This is a genomic window from [Acidovorax] ebreus TPSY, from assembly GCF_000022305.1.
Classification (GTDB): domain Bacteria; phylum Pseudomonadota; class Gammaproteobacteria; order Burkholderiales; family Burkholderiaceae_C; genus Diaphorobacter; species Diaphorobacter nitroreducens.
The window spans coordinates 3074302-3093250 of sequence record NC_011992.1; the positions used below are offsets into that span (position 1 = coordinate 3074302).

Genomic DNA, 18949 nt, shown 5'->3' on the forward strand with positions numbered 1-18949 from the left:
GCCGGCGTCGCTCAGCCGCGCTCGAACGCGACCTGGCCGCCCACCAGCGTGCAGCGCACCCGGCCCGGCAGTTCATAGGTCGAGAACGGCGTGTGCTTGCCCTGGCTGGCCAGTGCGTCGGCCTGCACGGTCCAATGCGCCGCAGGGTCCAGCACGCACAGGTCGCCCACCCCGCCTTCGATAATGCGGCCCACGCTGGCCTGCAGCGTGCCCAGCGACGTGCCCAGCACCCGCGCGGGCTCTGCGGTGACCACGGCCAGCGCACGCTGCAGCGGCGCGCCGCCTTCCTGCGACCACTTGAGAGCCACGGACAGGAGCAACTCCAGCCCCGTCGCGCCGGGCTCGGCCTCGGCAAATGGCAAAGCTTTGGCATCCTCGTCCACCGGCGTGTGGTCGGACACCAACGCGTCGATGGTGCCATCCAGCAGCGCCGCGGCCAGCGCATCGCGGTCGCGCTGCTGGCGCAGCGGCGGCGTGAGGCGCGCGCGGCTGTCGAAGTAGCCGATGTCCGCATCGGTGAGCATGAGCGAGTTGATGCTCACGTCGCAGCTCACCGGCAGACCCGCCGCCTTGGCCTGCCGCACCAGATCCACCCCCGCGCTGCTGGACAGGCGGCACAGGTGCACGCGCGCGCCCGTGGTTTTGAGCAACTCGAAGATGGTGTGCAGTGCGATCGTCTCCGCTGCCACGGGCACGCCCGACAGGCCCAACCGTGTGGCCAGGGGGCCGCTGGCGGCAACGCCCTTGCCCAGGTGCAGTTCCTGCGGGCGCAGCCAGACGGTGTAGCCGTAGGTCGCGGCGTACTGCAGCGCGCGCTGCAGCACCTGGGTGCTGGTCAGCGGCACCTCGGCCTGGCTGAAGCCCACGCAGCCGGACTCCGTCAGCTCGGCCATCTCGGTCAGCACCTCGCCGGCCAACCCACGCGTGACTGCGCCCAAGGGGAACAGCCGCGCCTGGTGCAGCTTCTCGGCGCGGAACTTGAGCATCTGCACCAGGCCAGGCTCGTCGAGCACCGGGTCGGTGTCGGGCGGGCAGACCAGGCTGGTCACGCCACCCGCGACGGCCGCCGCCATCTCGGACTCCAGCATGCCCTCATGCTCATGCCCCGGCTCGCGCAGGCGCGCCGCCAGGTCCACCAGACCCGGCAGCACCAGGCAGCCGCTGGCATCGATCACGCGGGTGGGCGTGAAACCCTGGGGCTCGCGGTCCACCGCGATGATGCGGCCCGCCGCCAGCGCCACGTTGCACACCTTGTCGAGGCCGCTGGCGGGGTCGATGACGCGGCCGTTCTGGATGAGGATTTTCATGGTTCTAAGCCAAATTGGCCGTTAGCGCCCGTCCCACAAGCGCTAGCAGCTATCAACACAATAGCAAATAAGTCATGCTGGTGATCCATGGCGCCGTGCGCCACCCACACCCCATGAAACTGGCGCAACCCAGGTCAGGGCCGCCGTGCAAGGGCCGCCCCGCCGCGTTCGCGGCGTCCCCCGGGGGGATTGCGCGAAGCGGCTCAGCGAGGTCATGCTTCATTCCCTGCCACGATGGACATGACCGCCATGCGCACCGCGATGCCGAAGGTGACCTGCGGCAGGATCACGGCCTGCGGACCGTCCACCACGGCGGAGTCGATCTCCACGCCGCGGTTGATGGGGCCCGGGTGCATGACGATGGCATCGGGTTTGGCCAGCCGCAGCTTCTCGGGCGTGAGTCCGAAGCTCTTGAAGTACTCTTGGCTGGAAGGCAGCAGCGCACCGCTCATGCGCTCGTTCTGCAGGCGCAGTGTGATGACCACGTCGCAGCCTTTGATGCCTTCCTCCAGGTTGTGGAACACCCGCACGCCCATCTGCGCCATGTCGGAAGGCACCAGCGTGCGTGGGCCCACCACGCGCACCTCGGCTGCGCCCAGAGTGGTCAGGGCATGGATGTCCGATCGCGCCACGCGCGAATGCAGCACGTCGCCCACGATGGCCACCGTGAGGTTGGAGAAGTCCTTCTTGTAATGGCGGATGGTGTACATGTCCAGCAGCCCCTGCGTGGGGTGCGAGTGCCGGCCGTCCCCGGCGTTCACCACGTGCACGTGCGGTGCCACATGCTGTGCGATCAGGTAGGGCGCGCCCGATTCGCTGTGGCGCACGACGAAGATGTCCGCCGCCATGGCGCTCAGGTTGTCGATGGTGTCCAGCAGCGTCTCGCCCTTGGCGGTGGAGCTGCGCGCGATATCCAGATTGAACACGTCGGCCGACAGGCGCTTGGCCGCGATCTCGAAAGTGGTGCGCGTGCGCGTGCTGTTCTCGAAGAACAGGTTGAACACGCTCTTGCCGCGCAGCAGCGGCACCTTCTTGACCTCGCGCTCCTGGACGCTGACGAAGTTGGTGGCCGTGTCCAGGATGTGCGTGACGATGTCCTTGGGCAGGCCCTCGATCGACAGCAGGTGGATCAGCTCGCCGTTCTTGTTGAGTTGGGGGTTGCGCTTGTACAGCACCGTCAGACCTCTTTGACGTCGAAATGGAAAGCGCCGGCCTCGCTGCGGGCCAGTGCCAGCGATTGCGTGGGCGGCAGCGCCACGCGCGCCGCAGCGAACTCGGCGGCCACCGGCAGCTCGCGGCCGCCGCGGTCCACCAGCACCGCCAGGCGCACGCGCGCCGGGCGGCCGTAGTCGAACAGCTCATTGAGTACGGCGCGGATGGTGCGGCCGGTGTAGAGCACATCGTCCAGCACCAGGATGTCCGCACCATTCACGTCGAACGGCAGCGTGGTCTGCGCGCTGGAGGCCAGGCCCCGCTGGGAGAAATCGTCGCGGTGCATGGCAGACGACAGCACCCCGGCCTGGCCCGGCAAGCCCAGGTCTTTTTGCAGACGCTCGGCCAGCCAAGCACCGCCCGAGGCGATGCCCGCCAAGTAGGTGTCAGATTCGCGCAGCATGCGCACGCCGCGCAGCAGCTCGGCGTACAGCGCCTCGGCATCCAGCGTGAGATGGCCCGGGCGCGTGGCACCCGGCGGGGTCGTAGCAGAACTCATGGCAGGTTCCTCAAAAACTGTTCCAGGATGATGCAGGCCGACGCGGCGTCGGCATCAGCCGCGCCCGCAGAAAGGGCCTCGGTGGTGCTGTAGCGCTCGTCAACCTCGAAGACCGGCAGGCCGAAGCGCCCGCGCAGCTGGCGCGCGAACTTGAGCGCACGGGCGGTGTTCTCATGGGCAGCCCCGTCGGGATGCAGCGGCACGCCCACCACCAGGGCATCGGGCTGCCACTCGCGGATGCGCTCGGCCACCTGGGCGAAGCGGGCATCGCCCTCCGCGCGGATCGTGCCCTGGGGCGTGGCGCTGCGCAGCATGCGCGTACCCACGGCGACGCCGGTGCGCTTGAGCCCGTAATCGAAAGCCAGAAAGGATTGGAAATGCGCGGGGACGACGGCTGGAGCAGGCTGGCCGCTCATGCATGCCCCGCTTCGGGCGACAGCATCCACGACTGCAGGCCCAGCAACCCCAGGGCACGGTCATAGCGCTCTTGCACAGGCGTTTCGAAGATGACCGACACGTCCGCACCCACGGTGAGCCAGCTGTTTTCGGCCAATTCGGACTCCAGTTGACCTTCGCCCCAGGCCGAGTAGCCCAGCGTCACGAGGACGCGCCGTGGGCCCGCACCATGGGCCAGCGCCTCCAGCACATCCTTGGAAGTGGTCATTTCCAGCCCGCCGGGGATGGTCATCGTGGAGGCGTAGGGCGACTCGTCCTCGCTCTCTTGCGGGCCGCGCATAGCCTCGTGCAGCACGAAGCCGCGCTCGGTCTGCACCGGGCCGCCCTGGAACACCGGCTGCAGCGTGAGATCCTCTCGCCCGAGGGACAGGTCCACCTTCTCGAACAGCCCTTCCAGGCTGATAGGCGTGGGTTTGTTGATGATCAACCCCAGCGCGCCGCGCTCGCTGTGCTCGCACAAATACACCACACTGCGCGAAAAAGAGGCATCTTCCACGCCCGGCATGGCGATCAGGAAGTGGTGCGTCAGATTCATGGGCGCGGTATCGGCAGGCATGCGGCAATTTTACGGCCAACCACCGCATCGGCCCGTTATCCGAGGGCATCGCCCCGGCGCACAAAAGACAAGGCCCGGCAGGCGTGCAGCCTGCCGGGCCTGGGTGACACTGGACTGTGTCGCCGTCAGGCGGTTGCTGCCTCCGTGTTCAGGCTGGCGTAGTGGCGCACCAGGCTCATCAGCTCCTCGTCGGAGTAGGGCTTGCCCAGGTAGTGGTTCACGCCGAGTTCCATCGCATGGTCGCGGTGCTTCTGCGCAATGCGCGAAGTGATCATGATGATCGGCAGGTCCTGCAGCGCAGCGTCGGAGCGGATGTTGCGCGCGAGGTCAAAACCGTCCATGCGCGGCATCTCGATGTCGGACAACACGACCGCGGGGCGCTCTTCCTGCAGGCGCTCCAGCGCCTGCAGGCCGTCGGCCGCCAGGGCCACTCGGTAGCCCTCGCGCTGCAGCAGGCGCTGCGTGACGCGGCGCACGGTGATCGAGTCGTCCACCACCAGGATCAAGGGCACCTGCTGCACCGGCACCAGCAGCGAAGCGGCGGGCGTGCCGCCCTCGGCAGCCACCACCGCGCCGGCTTGGTCCACCGCCGGTGCGTGCGTGGCCGCGCGCACCTGGTCGCCGTACACCGTGGCCAGCGCCACCGGGTTGTAGATCAGCACCACGGTGCCCGAAGCCAGCACGGACATGCCCGCGAGGCCTGGCAGACGCGACAGCTGCGGCCCCAGGTTCTTCACCACGACTTCCTGGTTGCCCAGCACTTCGTCCACGTGCATCGCGACGCGCTGCGACGCGCTGCGCAGGATCACCACGGGGCGGCTCTTGCCCGTGACCTCCGTGCTGCGCGAGGACGACTGGAGCAATGCACCCGCCCAGTAGAAGGGCAGATCCTCCAGGCCATCCGAGAAGGTATGGCTGGCGTAGGCAGCGTCGAGCTCCGTGCCGGAACTGCGGCGCACGATCTCCACCAGGTTGGCTGGCACGCCGATGGTCAGGTTGCCCGCGCGCAGCATCACCACCTGGGTCACCGCTGTCGTGAGCGGCAGCACCATGCGGAAGGACGTTCCCTTGCCCGCCTCGGTAGAGGTCTCGATACGGCCACCCAGGGCATTCACCTCCGAGCGCACCACGTCCATGCCGATACCACGGCCGGAAAGGCCCGTGATCTCCGACGCCGTGGAGAAGCCCGGCATGAAGATCAGGTTAGCCGCCTCGCCATCGCTCAGCTGCGCATCGGGGGCAATCAACCCTTGCGCCACGGCCTTGTCCCGGATGCGGGCGATGTTCAGGCCTGCCCCGTCGTCGCGGAATGCCACCGACACGTCGTTGCCCTCGTGCCGCAAGTCGATGGAGATCGAGCCCACAGGAGCCTTGCCGGCAGCAGCGCGCGTCTCGGGTTCCTCGATGCCGTGCCCCACGCAGTTGCGCAGCAGGTGTTCGAACGCAGGGGTCATGCGGTCCAGCACGCCGCGGTCCATTTCGATGGAACCACCCGAAATGTCCAGTTTGATCTGCTTGCCGGTTTCCTTGGATGCCTGGCGCACCACCGCATAGAGGCGTTCCGAGATGCCCTCGAACTCCACCATGCGCGTGCGCAGCAGGTCGCGCTGCAACTCACGTGCCTGGCGGCCCTGGGCGATCAGATCGTCTTCGGCGTCTTCCATCGCACGTTGCATGTTGCGCTGCACGGTGGCCACGTCGTTGACCGACTCCGCCATCATGCGCGTCAGTTCCTGAACGCGGGTGAAGCGGTCGAATTCCAGCGGATCGAAGCCCGCCGCCATGTCCTTGGACAGTGCCAAGCGGGACTGCATCTGCGATTCCGCCTGTACCTCGATGTCACGCAACTGCTGGCGCAGGCGCTCCAGGTTGCCCGACAAATCGGTCAGCGAACTGCGCAGTTGCGACATGCGCACGTCCAGCCGCGAACGCGCGATCATCACTTCGCCCGCCTGGTTCACCAGCCGGTCGAGCAGTTGCGAACGCACGCGCACGGAATGCCCACCTGCCGCACGCAGAGGGGCCGGCGCAGGGGCTGCACCCAACGGCGCACGCAACGCAACGGGCGGAGCGAGCGGCTGGGAAAGCCCTGGCGCGGGAGCGGATTGGACCACCTCTGCGTCCTGTCCATGCTCAGCGGCCGGTACCGCCGGCTCCGCTCCAGTTGCGCGCAGCGCGTCGAAACTCGCCTGCAATGCGTCGAAGTTGACCAGCAAGGGCTCAATGTCTGCGGCCGCCACGGTTTCCGTGTCGATCTGCTCCACGGCCGTTTCCATGCGGTGCGCCATTTCGCCAAGCCGCATCGCGCCTGCCAGGCGCGCACTGCCCTTGAGGGTGTGCAGGGCGCGCAGCAGTTCGCTGCGTGCGCCCAGGTTCTCCGGCCGGGACGACCACTGGCGCAACGCCCCACCCAGCGTGGGCAGCAGTTCAACCGCTTCTTCCTCGAAAATGGGAAACAGATCGGGGTCGATGTTGTCCAGCGCATCGATGTCGTCATCGATATCGACGGTGGTCGGCACGGCAGGCGCGACAGTATCGCCAATCACGCGGTCGCGGCTTACGGGGAGCGTAGGCGCCACCACGGGCGATGGGGCAGCCGGCTCGTCGACGGCCGTCGCATGCAGGGTGCCCTGAGGCGTTGCCGGAGCCGGCTCCTGCGTCTCAAATGCCTGTGCCTCTGCCTCGGCGAAAGCACGGTCTTCCAGCGACACCATGCCGCTGATCACTTCGGTCTGCAGGATCTCGTTGAGCTGTTCCAGCACCGAGGCGCTGGGCTCCTTCAGGAAGCCTGCGGCGAATTGGTGCAGCAGCCTCCGGATGTCCTCGGCAGCGGCGTTGAATGCCTGCGCATGCTCGGGGAGACCCTGCTGCAGCAGTTGAACATGCTGCAGCGTATGTTCCAGGGTACGCGCAAGATTGGACAGTGCCGAGAACCCGACAGTGGCAGAGCTGCCTGCCAGCGAGTGCGCCAACGCCACCGCGCTGTCCGGCAGCGGCTGGTGCAATTCCAGCGACCATTCCTGCAACGCAGTCACGAGGCGGCGCGACCATTCATCGGCCTCGTTGAGGTACACGTTGTATAACGGTATGCCGATGCGCAGGTGCTCGATGACCTTGACCGCTTCGTCGACCGCTTCCTCCACCGGACCGTCCGTCCCAGCCACGGTTTCGGCGGCTTGCGCAGACGGTACGTCCGCCGCTGGCTCCTCGTCCAGGATGAACTCGGGTTGGACGCCATCCGTGCCGATAAAGAATGTCTCGTCCTGCCGCAACGCGGATGCGTTATCCGCCGGCTCCGCCACCGTGTCAGCCGCTACTGTTGAAGCGGGTTCGCCGACCTCCTGTGCTGGCGCATCGGTGGCTTGCAGCGCAGCCTCGAACAGGGAGAAATCCACCTCCTCCGTCACCGTCTCGGGAGCTGCGGGCACCTCCTCCACCGGCAACACGGCCTGGTCGGCCTCATCCGCATCGATGAAGGTGTCGACAAAGTCGCCGCCAACTTCCTCATGGCCCGCCGTCGCGTCCTGAGACGGCACGTCGACATCTGGCAGCACCAGATCAAACTCCAGCACGGCAGCGTTGGCGTGGGCGTCAACCGCTTCGAGCGGTGCAGGCGGTTCAATGGCAAATGCTTGTGGTTCGGCCGCGGGCTCCGGAAGGTCTGGCACCGACAACACGGGCTCGTCAGGCAGCAGCGGTTCTGCGGGCACTTGCGGCGCCAAGGCCGCAGTGGTGTCCGCAGAATCGGGGGAGGGCACGCCCAGTGGCAGCAGCGTGCCATCCGTGCGCATCGCATCCGCCGCAACCCGGAAGGCTTCGGCCTTCCACGGGTCGGCAGCTCCTGCTGCGATGTCATCGGCCCATCGACCAAAGGCGCCCAACGCCTCGGAGGAGAGTTGCAGCAGCGCTTCCTTGATGGGTTTTTGCTCGGCCAGCCAGGCATTGAGCGTCTGTTCCATGGACCACGCGGCTTCACCAAATTCGTTCAGCCCCACCATGCGCGAGCTACCCTTGAGGGTATGGAAGGCCCGCCGCAGCGTGGTCTGCTCGCTCAGGTCACCCGGTGCAGCACGCAGCGCGTCAATGGCCGACAAGCCGGTGGCAACAACTTCGCGCGCCTCTTCCAGGAAGATGTCGAGCAGTTCATCCTCGCCATCGTCCTCCGGCAGGGCTGCGGCAGCGACGTTGCTCGAAGGAACCACTGGAAGCGCGGGCTCTTCCGGAGCGGCCACCGCCGAAACGGCGCCTTCCGACGTCGCCGCGTCCACGTCAAGCAGCGAAAAATCAATGTCCGCCAGTGCAGACGGCGTGGCGCTCTCGACCACAGCCGCAGCCGCGGGTTCGGGTGCGTCGGGGAATGGGAGCTCCAACGCTGGTACGGCAGGCGCTTCCTGATCATGCGCGCCCGGATGAGGCAGTTGCGCACGCGCCCGCCCCATGAGGACACGCAACTCGCCCGCCTCTTCGTCGTAAACGAAGAGCTTGCGCGCCATGGCACGCTGGTAGCTCAGCATGTCGATGAGAAAACCCAGCGCTCCCAGGCTGTTGCCCAGTTTCTCGAAAACCTGCGGGCGCTCTTCCTCGGGCAGGTCGTTGGTCAGCATGCGCTCGACCGTGTCGCGCATACGCACCACGGCCAAGGAGGCCTGATCCAGTCCCAGCACGGACAGCACGCCGCGCATCTGCTGCAAGCTGCCAGGCACGGAGGCAAGCAGGGTCATGTCTTCCGGGCTGCGGAAGAACTGGTCCATGGACTTCTCTGCCTCTGCCAGAGTCGCACGCAGTTCACCGACCACGCTACCCATGGTCTGGTGGTCACTGACGCGGCGATACAGCTCTTCCATCCAGGGTTCAAGAGGCTGCGATTCCCCGCCGGCAACCACGCTGTCCAGTCGCTCGGACAGCCGCGCAGCTCGCTCGGCCATGTACTGCTGGGCGGCATCCAGTTCCTCGAAGGACGCCTGCAGATACAGCACAGAGGTGGCCACTTCCATGGCCAGCGCTGCCGAAGGAGGCTCGCCCGACCGTGTGGTGGCCTCCAGGGCACGCGTCAGGGCCAGTGCCAGGCTTTCGCTGTCCGGGTGCAGTTTGCGCAATGAATCGCACACCAGGCTGAACTGGTCCGCTGCCGGTTTGAGCTTGTTGCGGTCTCCACCCGCAAGTGCGGACCAGGTTTCCGTGGCCGCGGCAATGCGCTTGCGCGCCTGCGCAAGAATGGCAGGGTCGAAAAGACCGAAGCGCGGCTGGTCATAGTCCACCGGCTGGTAGCGATTCAAATCAAACGCGCGCCGTACGGCCGTCAGTACCGGCATGCGGGAAGCTGCATCCGCCGTCGCAGGCACCACGGCCTGGGCGCAGAAGAACAGAAGATCCTGCACCAGACGGTCGCTGATCGCCGTGTCCCCCTTGGCCAAGGTGGCGTATTGCATCAGCACGCGCGAAGCGACGCGCTTGGCATACAGGTCCGGATTGAGTGCCTGCTGCGCCAACGCCTCGAAAAAGCCTGCACAGATCTTCCAGAAAGCGCGAGCCTGGCGGTCGGTCTGCGCCGCAGCGAAGCCCAGGCAGGTTGTCTGCATGTCTGCAGCGGCGCCCGGGTCCGCATTCTTCACCAGCCGCAGTACCGCGCTGTCCAGCCGCGCACGCGCTTCCGAGCCATAGGGCAGCGGCGCAGCGGCAACCGGCACGTCAGGATCATGGAAGCGCCGCTCCACGGGCCACAAGTCCGCTGGATGCACCCGCTCGCCCCCCGCCAGCGTCTGCGCCTCGCGGTACTGGGGAAACAGCGCCACCGGCGACACGGACTTGCCTGCGAGCACATGCTCCAGGTATTCGATCAAGGCAAAGCTGGCGCGCTCGATGACGGCCGCTGCATCATCGCTGCAGGTCTCCGGCCGCTGAACGAACCGCTGGACCGCAGTTTCCATGGCGCGCAACACCAGGGCCGGAGGCGCCATGCCCACCATCTCCAGCGCGCCGCTGGCCTGGTGGAGTTGCTGGCGTGCGATGCGCAAAGGCCCCGCGTCCAGTGAGGCGAGATCGGACTCCCGCGCTATCTCGGCATCGCGCACGAAACGGCGCATGGCCTTGACGGCACCATCCAAGGATTTGCGCAGTTCATCGAGCACCCATGCGAGCGGCCCAAGATCCTGCTCGCCCTGGGCCCAATCGGCGCCCTGTGCGTTTGCGGCGTCAACAGATGACATGGATTCGTCCCCGGCTGATCCGGAGCAAGTTCGTTAATGGAAGACGTCAGGCAATCTTGAATCGCGCCACCGACTGGCGCAGTTCCTCGGCCACGTGAGACAGTTCACGCACCTGCTGCGCCGTCGTACGGGTACCTTCTCCGGTCTGCTCCGTCACCGCAAAAATATGCTGGATGTTGTCTGCCACGCCGTTGGCGAGGTCCGCTTCGCGGGAGGCTGACGATGAGATCTGCTCAATCAGCTCGGCCAGCCGCCGCGACACGCGGTCGATCTCCGAAAGCGCCGTTCCTGCGCTGTCCGACAGACGCGCTCCTTCCACCACGCCCTGGGTGGAACGCTCCATAGCGGCCACCGCGTCCTGGGTGTCGGTCTGAATGGCCTTCACGAGCGCCGAGATCTGGCGCGTGGCGTCTGCGGAGCGCTCCGCGAGACGCTGCACTTCTTCCGCCACCACCGAGAAGCCGCGACCGGCTTCACCGGCGGAGGCAGCCTGGATGGCCGCGTTCAGAGCCAGCACGTTGGTCTGCTCGGTAATGTCCGAGATCAGCTCGGTGATTTCGCCAATCTCCTGGGATGACTCGCCCAGGCGCTTGATGCGCTTGGACGTATCCTGGATCTGGTCGCGGATGGCGTTCATACCACCGATGGCGTTTTGCACGGCCTGCAGACCCTGGTCGGCGGCCTGCAGCGACTGGCGGGCCACCGAGGCGGATTCCTGCGCTTGCGAAGACACGTCGTTAATACGCGTTGCCATCTCGAGCACCGAACGGCCCGTTTCACGGATTTCACGCAGCTGCTCGGTCGAAGCCGCCAGCAGTTCCGTAGAGGTGCTGTCCACCTGCGCGGTGGTCTGGGCCATCCGGGCCGCGGTGTTTTGCACGTTGCCCACCAGCTGGCGGAGCTCTTCCACCGTGTAGTTCACCGAGTCGGCGATGGCGCCCGTGATGTCCTCCGTCACGGTGGCTTCCTGCGTCAGGTCCCCTTCAGCGACCGATTGCAGTTCGTTCATCAGTCGCAGAATGGCCGCTTGGTTGGCGTCGTTGATGCGCTTGGCTTCCTGTTCCTGACGCTTGGCATCACGCTGCTGTGCTTCGGCCGTGGCTTGGCGGCTGCGGCTGTCCAGCAGCTGCACGCGCGAAATACCCACGCCGCACAGCAGCACGAAGATACCGGCCACGGCGAGCGCGGCGAACTGGCCCGCCCCCATGCCCGATTGTGCCGACAGCTTGCTCTGCAGGCCTTCCAGTTGACGGCGCAGCGGTTCGCTGTCTGCCAGGATGGCCGATTGCGCCTCACGTGCGGACACCAGACCCTGGAGGTTGCCCAGGATGGCGCCGGCTTGCGTACGCGTCTGCTCATACAGCTTGATGAGCGACTCCAGTTGCTCGCGGGTTTGGGCGTCGCGGGTGGCTGCCAGGCGGAGGTCGGCGCTACCGTCCAGCATGCCCTGTGCGATTTCCTTGAAGGAGTTCAAGTCCTTGCCCAGCAGGAACACCGCCTCGGGGCTCACGCCCTCCGTCGTTTGGAACTCGTTAGCCGACTTGCCGATACGCTGGGTCAACATCACCAGCTGGCCTGCGGCAGAAATCTCGGAGGCGGGCGCATTTTGCTGAAGCTTCAGGGACGAGACCGTCTCCGCGATCTCCAGCAGGTCCGAGGACTGGCGGTTGATGGTACGCAGAGCGTCGCCCACCTGCGTCAGGATCTTTTGCTGACCCATCACCACGCCCGCGTTGCGCTCGGCACGCTCCACCAGCGGCGTGATGGCATCCAGTTCGGGGCGGAAAGGCTCACCCAGTGCCTGCACATCCAGTTCGTTGTCGCCACCGTTGAGTGCGCGCACGTTGCGCGCCAGCACGCCCGAGCTCTCCACCACGTCGGGGAAGGCCTGGGGGCTGCCCACCAAGGCCTGCGACACGGACTTTGCAAGCCGCTGCGACTGCATCAGCGACTGGCCGGTCGCCGTCAGCTGCTGCGCCGAGCGGTTGGCTTGCTGCAGAACCCAGCCGGCAATCAAGGCGAGCACCACCAAGCCAACACCCAGCAGCATCAGCAGGCGGCGCTGGTGGACGGCAGTGGTTGCGCGGCCCAGCAGAGGCAGCGAGACCAAGTCTTCATCCGCAAACTCCCCTTCGGGATATTGCGCCGCATCGCCGGGATCGCCCTGCACGCTGGCCATGCCATCGGTCTGGTACGCATCGGCAAGCAGTCCGCCCGCCGGGTGCTGCGCCAAGTCAGTGGGGTTCAGCTCAGCATCCGGGTCGGCGGGCTTGCGGTTAAACAATTTTCCAAATGGATTGACGACGGACATGGTGCTGCCTTACAGAAATAATCAAGCGCTGATGCTGAGAAAAGCGGGATGCTGGGAAAGGGCGTGCAGGTTCAATTCCTGCCAACGCGTGCCCTGTGCATCAAGATAGGTGGTGCCGAAATAGGGGGGCGCATCGGCCTCCGGCGGCTCGGAGGCGACGAAGGCCTCCATTCCCCGCAGGCCGGACAGCCGGTCCACGAGCAAGGCGGCATTCACGTCCAGCGCACCATTGAAGGCCAGCAGGCTGGATTCTGCCAAGACCTGCTCCGTGCGCATCTGCGCGGCGCCAAGGAGGCCCGCCAGATCCACCACGCCGGTGAGCGCGCCACGCAGGTTGGCCACGCCCAGGAACCACGGTTGGGTATACGGAACGGGCTGCACCCCGCCCCAGGGGAAGATCTCCCCCGATTGTCCAAGAGGGAGAAGGAAATAGCGTCCGGCAGACTCCACGGCCAACCAGGACGACACGGACACACCCTCGCCTCTGGCAGCCTGCAGCCGGGCGGCAAGTCGTGTCTGTAGCTCTTTCAGGGCTTCGCGGTTAGCCATGGGTATGCAGCCGGCCTCAGTTCAGCGCGTCGATCTTGGCCTGCAGTTCTGCAGGATCGACTGGCTTGGTGATGTAGCCGCGCGCGCCCTGGCGCATGCCCCACACGCGATCGGTTTCCTGGTTCTTGCTCGTGCACATGATGATGGGCACATCCGCATACTGCGGATCGCGGGTAATGGCACGGGTCAGTTGGAAACCGTTTTGGCCGGGCATGACCACGTCCATCAGGATCAGGTCCGGCTTTTCCTCGGCCAGACGGCGAAATGCCTCTTCGGCATTCTCGGCGGTACGCACTTGCATGCCCTTTTTCTGCAGCAAGTCGGTCAGAAACATCAACTCTGTCTTCGAGTCGTCCACGACCAAAACTTTCTGAATCGGCATTACAAAACTCCTTATTGGGCATTTCCAAATTGCTGCACAGCCTGCAGCAATTGGTCTTTGGTAAATGGTTTGGTCAGATATTCCTGGCAACCGACCATGCGGCCGCGCGCCTTATCGAAAACCCCGTCCTTGGATGAAAGCATTACCACGGGCGTATCAGCAAAACGCGCGTTGCGTTTGATGATGGCGCAGGTCTGATAACCATCCAGCTTGGGCATGAGGATGTCGCAGAAAATCAGCTGAGGCTGGTAATCATTGACTTTGGCCAAGGCATCGAAACCATCGTCGGCCAATAAAACCTCGTGCCCTCCCTGCTTGAGGAAAATTTCGGCGCTGCGCCGTATGGTATTGCTGTCGTCCACCACCAGGACACGGAAGGTGGGACCGGTCGTCGTCGTAGCCAATTTCTCACTGCTCCTGAGGAACGAAAAAACAACGCTGGCAGGAGCCGCGCCTCAAATCTCGACCATCTCGAAGTCTTCCTTGCGGGCGCCGCATTCGGGACAGGTCCAGTTCATGGGAACGTCTGCCCAGCGGGTGTTGGGGGCAATGCCGTGCTCGGGGCAGCCCGCAGCTTCGTCATATATCCAACCGCAAATCAAACACATCCAAGTTTTTGGGTCCGTCACAGCTTAAGGGGCCTTCACATAGAATGCAACGATTGTATCTAGTCATCACTGCCGGATGCAGCTTTCGTGCCACCGGTTACGCTGGCACCCACCCATGCAATCGAATACCCCTTCAGCACCCGACAGCCCAAGCTTGACGGCGGATGACAGCGAATCCACCGCCCCCACCATCTGCGTGATGGTTTTCAATGCAAACGACCCCAGCGGCGCGGGAGGATTGGCGGCCGATATTTCGGCGGTGTCCTCGGTCGGGGGGCATGTCGCGCCAGTGGTGACCGGGACCTATGTGCGTGACAGCGCCGAGATATTCGACCATTACGCCTTCGAAGACGAGACGGTCGCCGAGCAGGCCCGTGCCGTGCTGGAGGACATGCCGCTGCACGCGATCAAGGTCGGCTTCGTGGGGAGCCCCGAGAACCTGAGCGCCATCTCCGAGATCGCCGCCGACTATGCGGACGTGCCCGTCATCGCCTTCATGCCGGACCTGTCGTGGTGGCAGGACGACCTCATCGACCAGTACCACGACGCCTTCCGCGAGCTGTTGCTGCCGCAGACATCGGTGTTGGTTGGAAACCACAGCACCCTGTGGCGCTGGCTGCTGCCGGACTGGGGCAGTGAGCGCCCACCCTCGGCACGCGACTTGGCCATGGCAGTCGCGGAGATAGGCGTGCCCTATCTATTGGTGACCGGCATTCCCGCGGCGGAGCGGCACATCGACAATGTGCTCGCCTCACCGCAGACGGTGCTGGGCAGCGGGCGCTTCGAACGCTTTGAAGTGACTTTTATCGGAGCGGGCGACACCCTGTCGGCCACCCTGGCGGCGCTCATTGCCACCGGCAGCGACCTGGGCGAGGCCACGAGCGAAGCGCTCACTTACCTGGACGGCTGCCTGCAGCACGGATTCCGCCCCGGCATGGGCCATGTGCTGCCCGACCGCATGTTCTGGGCGCAGCCCGACGACGAGGACACCGACGACGACGTATCTCCCTCCGCGGTCGTGGAGGGCTTCGATTTGCCACCCCATGACACACAACACTGACCTCAATCTCCCCCTTTTCGAACGCGCCAAGGCGCTCATCCCCGGCGGCGTGAATTCGCCAGTGCGCGCGTTCCGCGCCGTGGGCGGCACGCCCCGCTTCATCACGCGTGCCCAGGGCGCCTACATGTGGGACGCCAACGGCCAGCGCTTCATCGACTACATCGGCTCCTGGGGACCCATGATCCTGGGCCATGGCCACCCGGCCGTGCTGGAGGCCGTGCAGAAAGCGGCCCTGGAGGGCTTCAGCTTCGGCGCGCCAACCGAGCGTGAAGTGGAGCTGGCCGAGGAGATCATCCGCCACGTGCCTTCCATGGAGATGATCCGCCTGGTCAGCTCGGGCACCGAGGCCGGCATGAGCGCCATCCGCCTTGCGCGCGGCGCCACCCGACGCAACAAGATCATCAAGTTCAACGGCTGCTACCACGGCCATGCCGACTCGCTGCTGGTCAAGGCCGGCTCGGGCCTGGCCACCTTCGGCCACGCCACCAGCGCCGGCGTGCCGCAAGAGGTGGTGCAGCACACCCTGGTGCTGGAATACAACGACGTGGCCCAACTGGAGGAGGCCTTCACACTGCACGGCCCCGACGTCGCCTGCGTGATCATGGAGCCCATCGCCGGCAACATGAACTTCGTGCGCGCCAGCGTGCCCTTCATGCGCCGCGCGCGCGAGCTGTGCACGCAGCACGGCGCGTTGCTGGTCATCGACGAGGTGATGACCGGCTTTCGCGTGGCGCTGGGCGGGGCGCAAAGCCTGTACGCCCAGGCCATCCCGGGCTTCAAGCCGGACATCACCGTGCTCGGCAAGGTCATCGGCGGCGGCATGCCGCTGGCGGCCTTCGGCGGCTCGCGCGCCGTGATGGAGCAGCTTGCGCCGCTGGGTCCGGTCTACCAGGCGGGCACGCTGTCGGGCAACCCGGTGGCCACGGCCTGCGGACTGGCCACGCTGCGCGAGATCGCCAAGCCCGGTTTCTACGACGCCCTGGGCGCCCGCACCCGCGCCCTGATCGACGGCCTCGCGGGCGCTGCCAGCGCTGCGGGTGTGCCGTTCTGCGGCGACACCCAGGGCGGCATGTTCGGCTTCTTCCTGCTGCCGCAACTGCCGCAGAACTACCCCGAGGTGCTCAACACCGACGGCATGCGCTTCAACACGCTGTTCCACGGCCTGCTGGACGGCGGCGTCTACATTGCCCCGGCGCTCTACGAAGCCGGCTTTGTGAGTGCCGCCCACACCGAGCAGGACATCGCCGACACCGTGGCCGTGGCGCGCGACGTGTTCCAGAAGCTATAGTTTTCATAGCTTCCAGCGCTTGATGGGAAAGCGCTGGAGGCATAAAACGTGCTTACTCGCCCGCATCCATCCCTGCGGGTGACCGGCGGATGGGCGCACTGACGCGTGCGCGACGGTGGTTCATGAAACCGTCATCCCTTGCTGCGAGCCTTGGCGGGTTCATCACCTTTCACCCGCCCGCCATGCAGCGACACGACGATTCCAAACCCCTCACCAACCTCCTGCAGGCTGCGCACGCCAGCACCCCGCTAGCCGCAGACGGCGGGCGCCGTCGTTTCGTGCGGCAGATCACGCTGGGCGCCGCCGCGCTGGGCACCCTGCCCCTGGCGGCCTGTGGCGGCGGCGACGATGACGCACCCGCCGTACAGTTCGCGCACGGCGTGGCCAGCGGCGACCCGCTGGCCGACCGCGTCATGCTCTGGACGCGCGTCACGCCGCCCGCCGACTTCAGTGCCGAGATCCCCGTGCAGTGGGAGGTGGCCAGCGACGCCGCCTTCGCCAGCATCGTGGCGCGCGGCGAGGTGCGCACCAGCGCCACGCGCGACTACACGGTCAAGGTGGACGCCACGGGCCTGAAGCCCGCCACCGCCTACCACTACCGCTTCAAGGCTTTCGAGGCCACCTCGCCCACGGGACGCACCCGCACCCTGCCCACGGGCAGCGTGGCCCAGGTGAAGCTGGCGGTGTTCTCGTGCGCCAACTACCCGGCCGGCTACTTCAACGTGTACGCCGATGCCGCCCGGCGCGGCGACCTGGACGCCACCGTGCACCTGGGCGACTACCTCTACGAATACGGCCAGGGCGGCTACGCCTCGGGCAACGCGGCGGCGCTGAGCCGCCTGTCCCAGCCGGCCAACGAGATCCTGAGCCTGGCCGACTACCGCACGCGCCATGCCCAGTACCGGACCGATGCCGACCTGCAGGCGCTGCACGCCGCCGCGCCCATGATCGCCGTGTGGGACGACCACGAGATCGCCAACGACACCTGGATGAACGGCGCGGAAAACCACCAAGCCGCCGAAGGCAGCTTCGCCGCGCGCAAGGCCGTGGCGCTGCAGGCGTACCACGAGTGGATGCCCACACGCAACGCGCAGCCGGACGTCATTTACCGCAGCTTCGCCTTCGGCAACCTGCTGGCGCTGCACATGCTGGACACGCGCGTGGTGGGACGCGATGCGCAGGTCGACTACGCCGCCTTCTTCAAGCCCGGCGGCTTCGACGCAGCGGGCTTCACCGCGGCCGTCGGCAATCCCGCGCGCCAGTTGCTGGGCACCGCGCAGACGCAATGGCTGCAGCAGCAGATGGCCGCCTCCAGCGCCACCTGGCAGATGCTGGGCCAGCAGGTGCTGATGGGCCGCATGAACATCCCCGCGCCCATCCTCATGGAAACGCTGCAGCCAGGCAGCGGCGTGACGGTGTCGCGCTACGCGGCCATCGTCGCCAAGGCGCGCACGGCGCCCGCCACGCTCACGCCGGAGGAGCAAGCCATCCTGGCGCAGCCCTCCATCCCCTACAACCTGGACGCGTGGGACGGCTACCAGGCCGCCCGCGAGACGGTGCTGGGCATGGCCCGCGCCATGAACAAGAACCTGGTGGTGCTGGCGGGCGACACGCACAACGCCTGGGCCAGCGAGCTGAACGACATGAACGGCAACCCCGTGGGCGTGGAGTTCGCCACCTCGTCGGTGAGCTCGCCCGGCTTCGAGGAATACCTGCCCAATGAAAACCCGGCCACGCTGTCGGCGGCGTTGCTGCAGCTGGTGGAGCCACTCAAGTACTGCGACACCGCGCGCCGCGGCTACATGGTGGTGACCGCCACGGCCACCGAATGCCGCGCGCAGTGGGTGTACGTGAACACCATTACCAGCCGCCAGTTCACCACCAGCGCCGAGACCACGCTGGCCGTACAGGCCGGCACGCCGGGCCGCCTGCTGAAGGTGTGAGCGGGACGGCGCAAGCGGTGCCGCCGTCCAAGCGAGGGTTTACAGCGTTTTCTGACTCTAACGCCCGTCCAATAAGCGCTAACAGCTATTGATTCAATAGCACACTACCCTCGGCGGGCGGCAGCGCCAACAGCCACTGCGCCATCTGCAGGGCCTGCGCCTCGGTGATCTGGGGATGGCGCGGCATCAGCGTGCGGCCCCATACGCCCACGCTGCCCTCGCGGATCCTGCCGGCCAGGTACGCGGCCGCATCATTGCGGCCGGCGTAGCGCGCGGCGATCTGGCGAAAGCCCGGGCCTACGGCGTGCCGCTCCAGGCCATGGCAGCGCAGGCAATCCGATGCCTCGACCAGCGCGCGGCCCGCGGCCCGTTCCGGGTGCGCCTGCTGGGCGGCGTCCAGCGCCTGGGCTGCGGGCCCCGGCTGCAGGATGCGCCAGCCCACGTTGAGCACGCCCAGCACCACCAGCACCATGAACACCACCAGCGCCCAGCCCAGCCAGCGGGGCCGAGGCGGCGGTGTGTCGTCGTGCAGCGGGTCTGGGTCCACCGGCATGCGGCGTGGTCAGCGCGTG

At 66.4% G+C, this 18949-nt stretch carries 15 protein-coding genes; 3 read left to right on the forward strand and 12 right to left on the reverse strand.

Features of this window, described 5'->3' with window-relative positions:
* Positions 1-11: 11 nt before the first annotated feature.
* The 11 genes from DTPSY_RS14480 to DTPSY_RS18220 form a co-directional block, all read right to left on the reverse strand.
* Complete coding sequence (locus DTPSY_RS14480) at positions 12-1307, reverse strand: dihydroorotase (RefSeq protein WP_011806666.1); 1296 nt, start codon at positions 1305-1307, stop codon at positions 12-14.
* Positions 1308-1519: 212 nt separating this feature from the next.
* Positions 1520-2482, reverse strand: a complete 963-nt coding sequence (locus DTPSY_RS14485) for an aspartate carbamoyltransferase catalytic subunit (protein ID WP_011806667.1) — start codon at positions 2480-2482, stop codon at positions 1520-1522.
* 2 nt (positions 2483-2484) lie between these two features.
* Positions 2485-3018, reverse strand: a complete 534-nt coding sequence (pyrR, locus tag DTPSY_RS14490; RefSeq protein WP_011806668.1) for a bifunctional pyr operon transcriptional regulator/uracil phosphoribosyltransferase PyrR — start codon at positions 3016-3018, stop codon at positions 2485-2487.
* On the reverse strand, positions 3015-3434 hold the full coding sequence (ruvX, locus tag DTPSY_RS14495) for a Holliday junction resolvase RuvX (protein WP_015914192.1): 420 nt from the start codon (positions 3432-3434) through the stop codon (positions 3015-3017). Before ruvX ends, pyrR begins: the two co-directional genes overlap by 4 nt.
* Positions 3431-4030 (reverse strand): YqgE/AlgH family protein, encoded by a 600-nt coding sequence (locus DTPSY_RS14500; protein WP_011806670.1) that lies wholly within the window; start codon positions 4028-4030, stop codon positions 3431-3433. Before DTPSY_RS14500 ends, ruvX begins: the two co-directional genes overlap by 4 nt.
* A 125-nt stretch (positions 4031-4155) precedes the next feature.
* The gene (locus DTPSY_RS14505; protein ID WP_015914193.1) at positions 4156-10236 is read right to left on the reverse strand and encodes a hybrid sensor histidine kinase/response regulator; all 6081 of its coding nucleotides are present in this window, start codon (positions 10234-10236) and stop codon (positions 4156-4158) included.
* Between the two features lie 46 nt (positions 10237-10282).
* Positions 10283-12547: a methyl-accepting chemotaxis protein gene (locus DTPSY_RS14510; RefSeq protein WP_015914194.1), complete on the reverse strand. Its 2265-nt coding sequence runs from the start codon at positions 12545-12547 to the stop codon at positions 10283-10285.
* A 21-nt stretch (positions 12548-12568) separates the two neighbouring features.
* On the reverse strand, positions 12569-13096 hold the full coding sequence (locus tag DTPSY_RS14515) for a chemotaxis protein CheW (protein ID WP_015914195.1): 528 nt from the start codon (positions 13094-13096) through the stop codon (positions 12569-12571).
* A gap of 16 nt (positions 13097-13112) precedes the next feature.
* The gene (locus DTPSY_RS14520) at positions 13113-13478 is read right to left on the reverse strand and encodes a response regulator (protein ID WP_011806674.1); all 366 of its coding nucleotides are present in this window, start codon (positions 13476-13478) and stop codon (positions 13113-13115) included.
* Between the two features lie 11 nt (positions 13479-13489).
* A complete protein-coding gene (locus tag DTPSY_RS14525) occupies positions 13490-13882 on the reverse strand; it encodes a response regulator (protein ID WP_015914196.1) in 393 nt (130 codons plus the stop codon).
* A 51-nt stretch (positions 13883-13933) separates the two neighbouring features.
* Complete coding sequence (locus tag DTPSY_RS18220; protein WP_011806676.1) at positions 13934-14086, reverse strand: rubredoxin; 153 nt, start codon at positions 14084-14086, stop codon at positions 13934-13936.
* Positions 14087-14201: 115 nt separating this feature from the next.
* Between DTPSY_RS18220 and thiD the strand changes: the two genes are divergently transcribed.
* The 3 genes from thiD (at position 14202) to DTPSY_RS14540 (ending at position 18377) form a co-directional block, all read left to right on the forward strand.
* Entirely contained in the window at positions 14202-15146 is a 945-nt protein-coding gene (thiD, locus tag DTPSY_RS14530) for a bifunctional hydroxymethylpyrimidine kinase/phosphomethylpyrimidine kinase (protein ID WP_015914197.1), read from the forward strand.
* Positions 15130-16434, forward strand: coding sequence for a glutamate-1-semialdehyde 2,1-aminomutase (hemL, locus tag DTPSY_RS14535; protein ID WP_015914198.1), 1305 nt, complete (start codon positions 15130-15132; stop codon positions 16432-16434). Before thiD ends, hemL begins: the two co-directional genes overlap by 17 nt.
* Positions 16435-16616: 182 nt before the next feature.
* A complete protein-coding gene (locus tag DTPSY_RS14540) occupies positions 16617-18377 on the forward strand; it encodes an alkaline phosphatase D family protein (RefSeq protein ID WP_041838890.1) in 1761 nt (586 codons plus the stop codon).
* An 85-nt stretch (positions 18378-18462) separates the two neighbouring features.
* Here DTPSY_RS14540 and DTPSY_RS14545 read toward each other — a convergent pair whose 3' ends face one another.
* Positions 18463-18930, reverse strand: a complete 468-nt coding sequence (locus DTPSY_RS14545; RefSeq protein WP_015914200.1) for a c-type cytochrome — start codon at positions 18928-18930, stop codon at positions 18463-18465.
* Between the last annotated feature and the right edge of the window lie 19 nt (positions 18931-18949).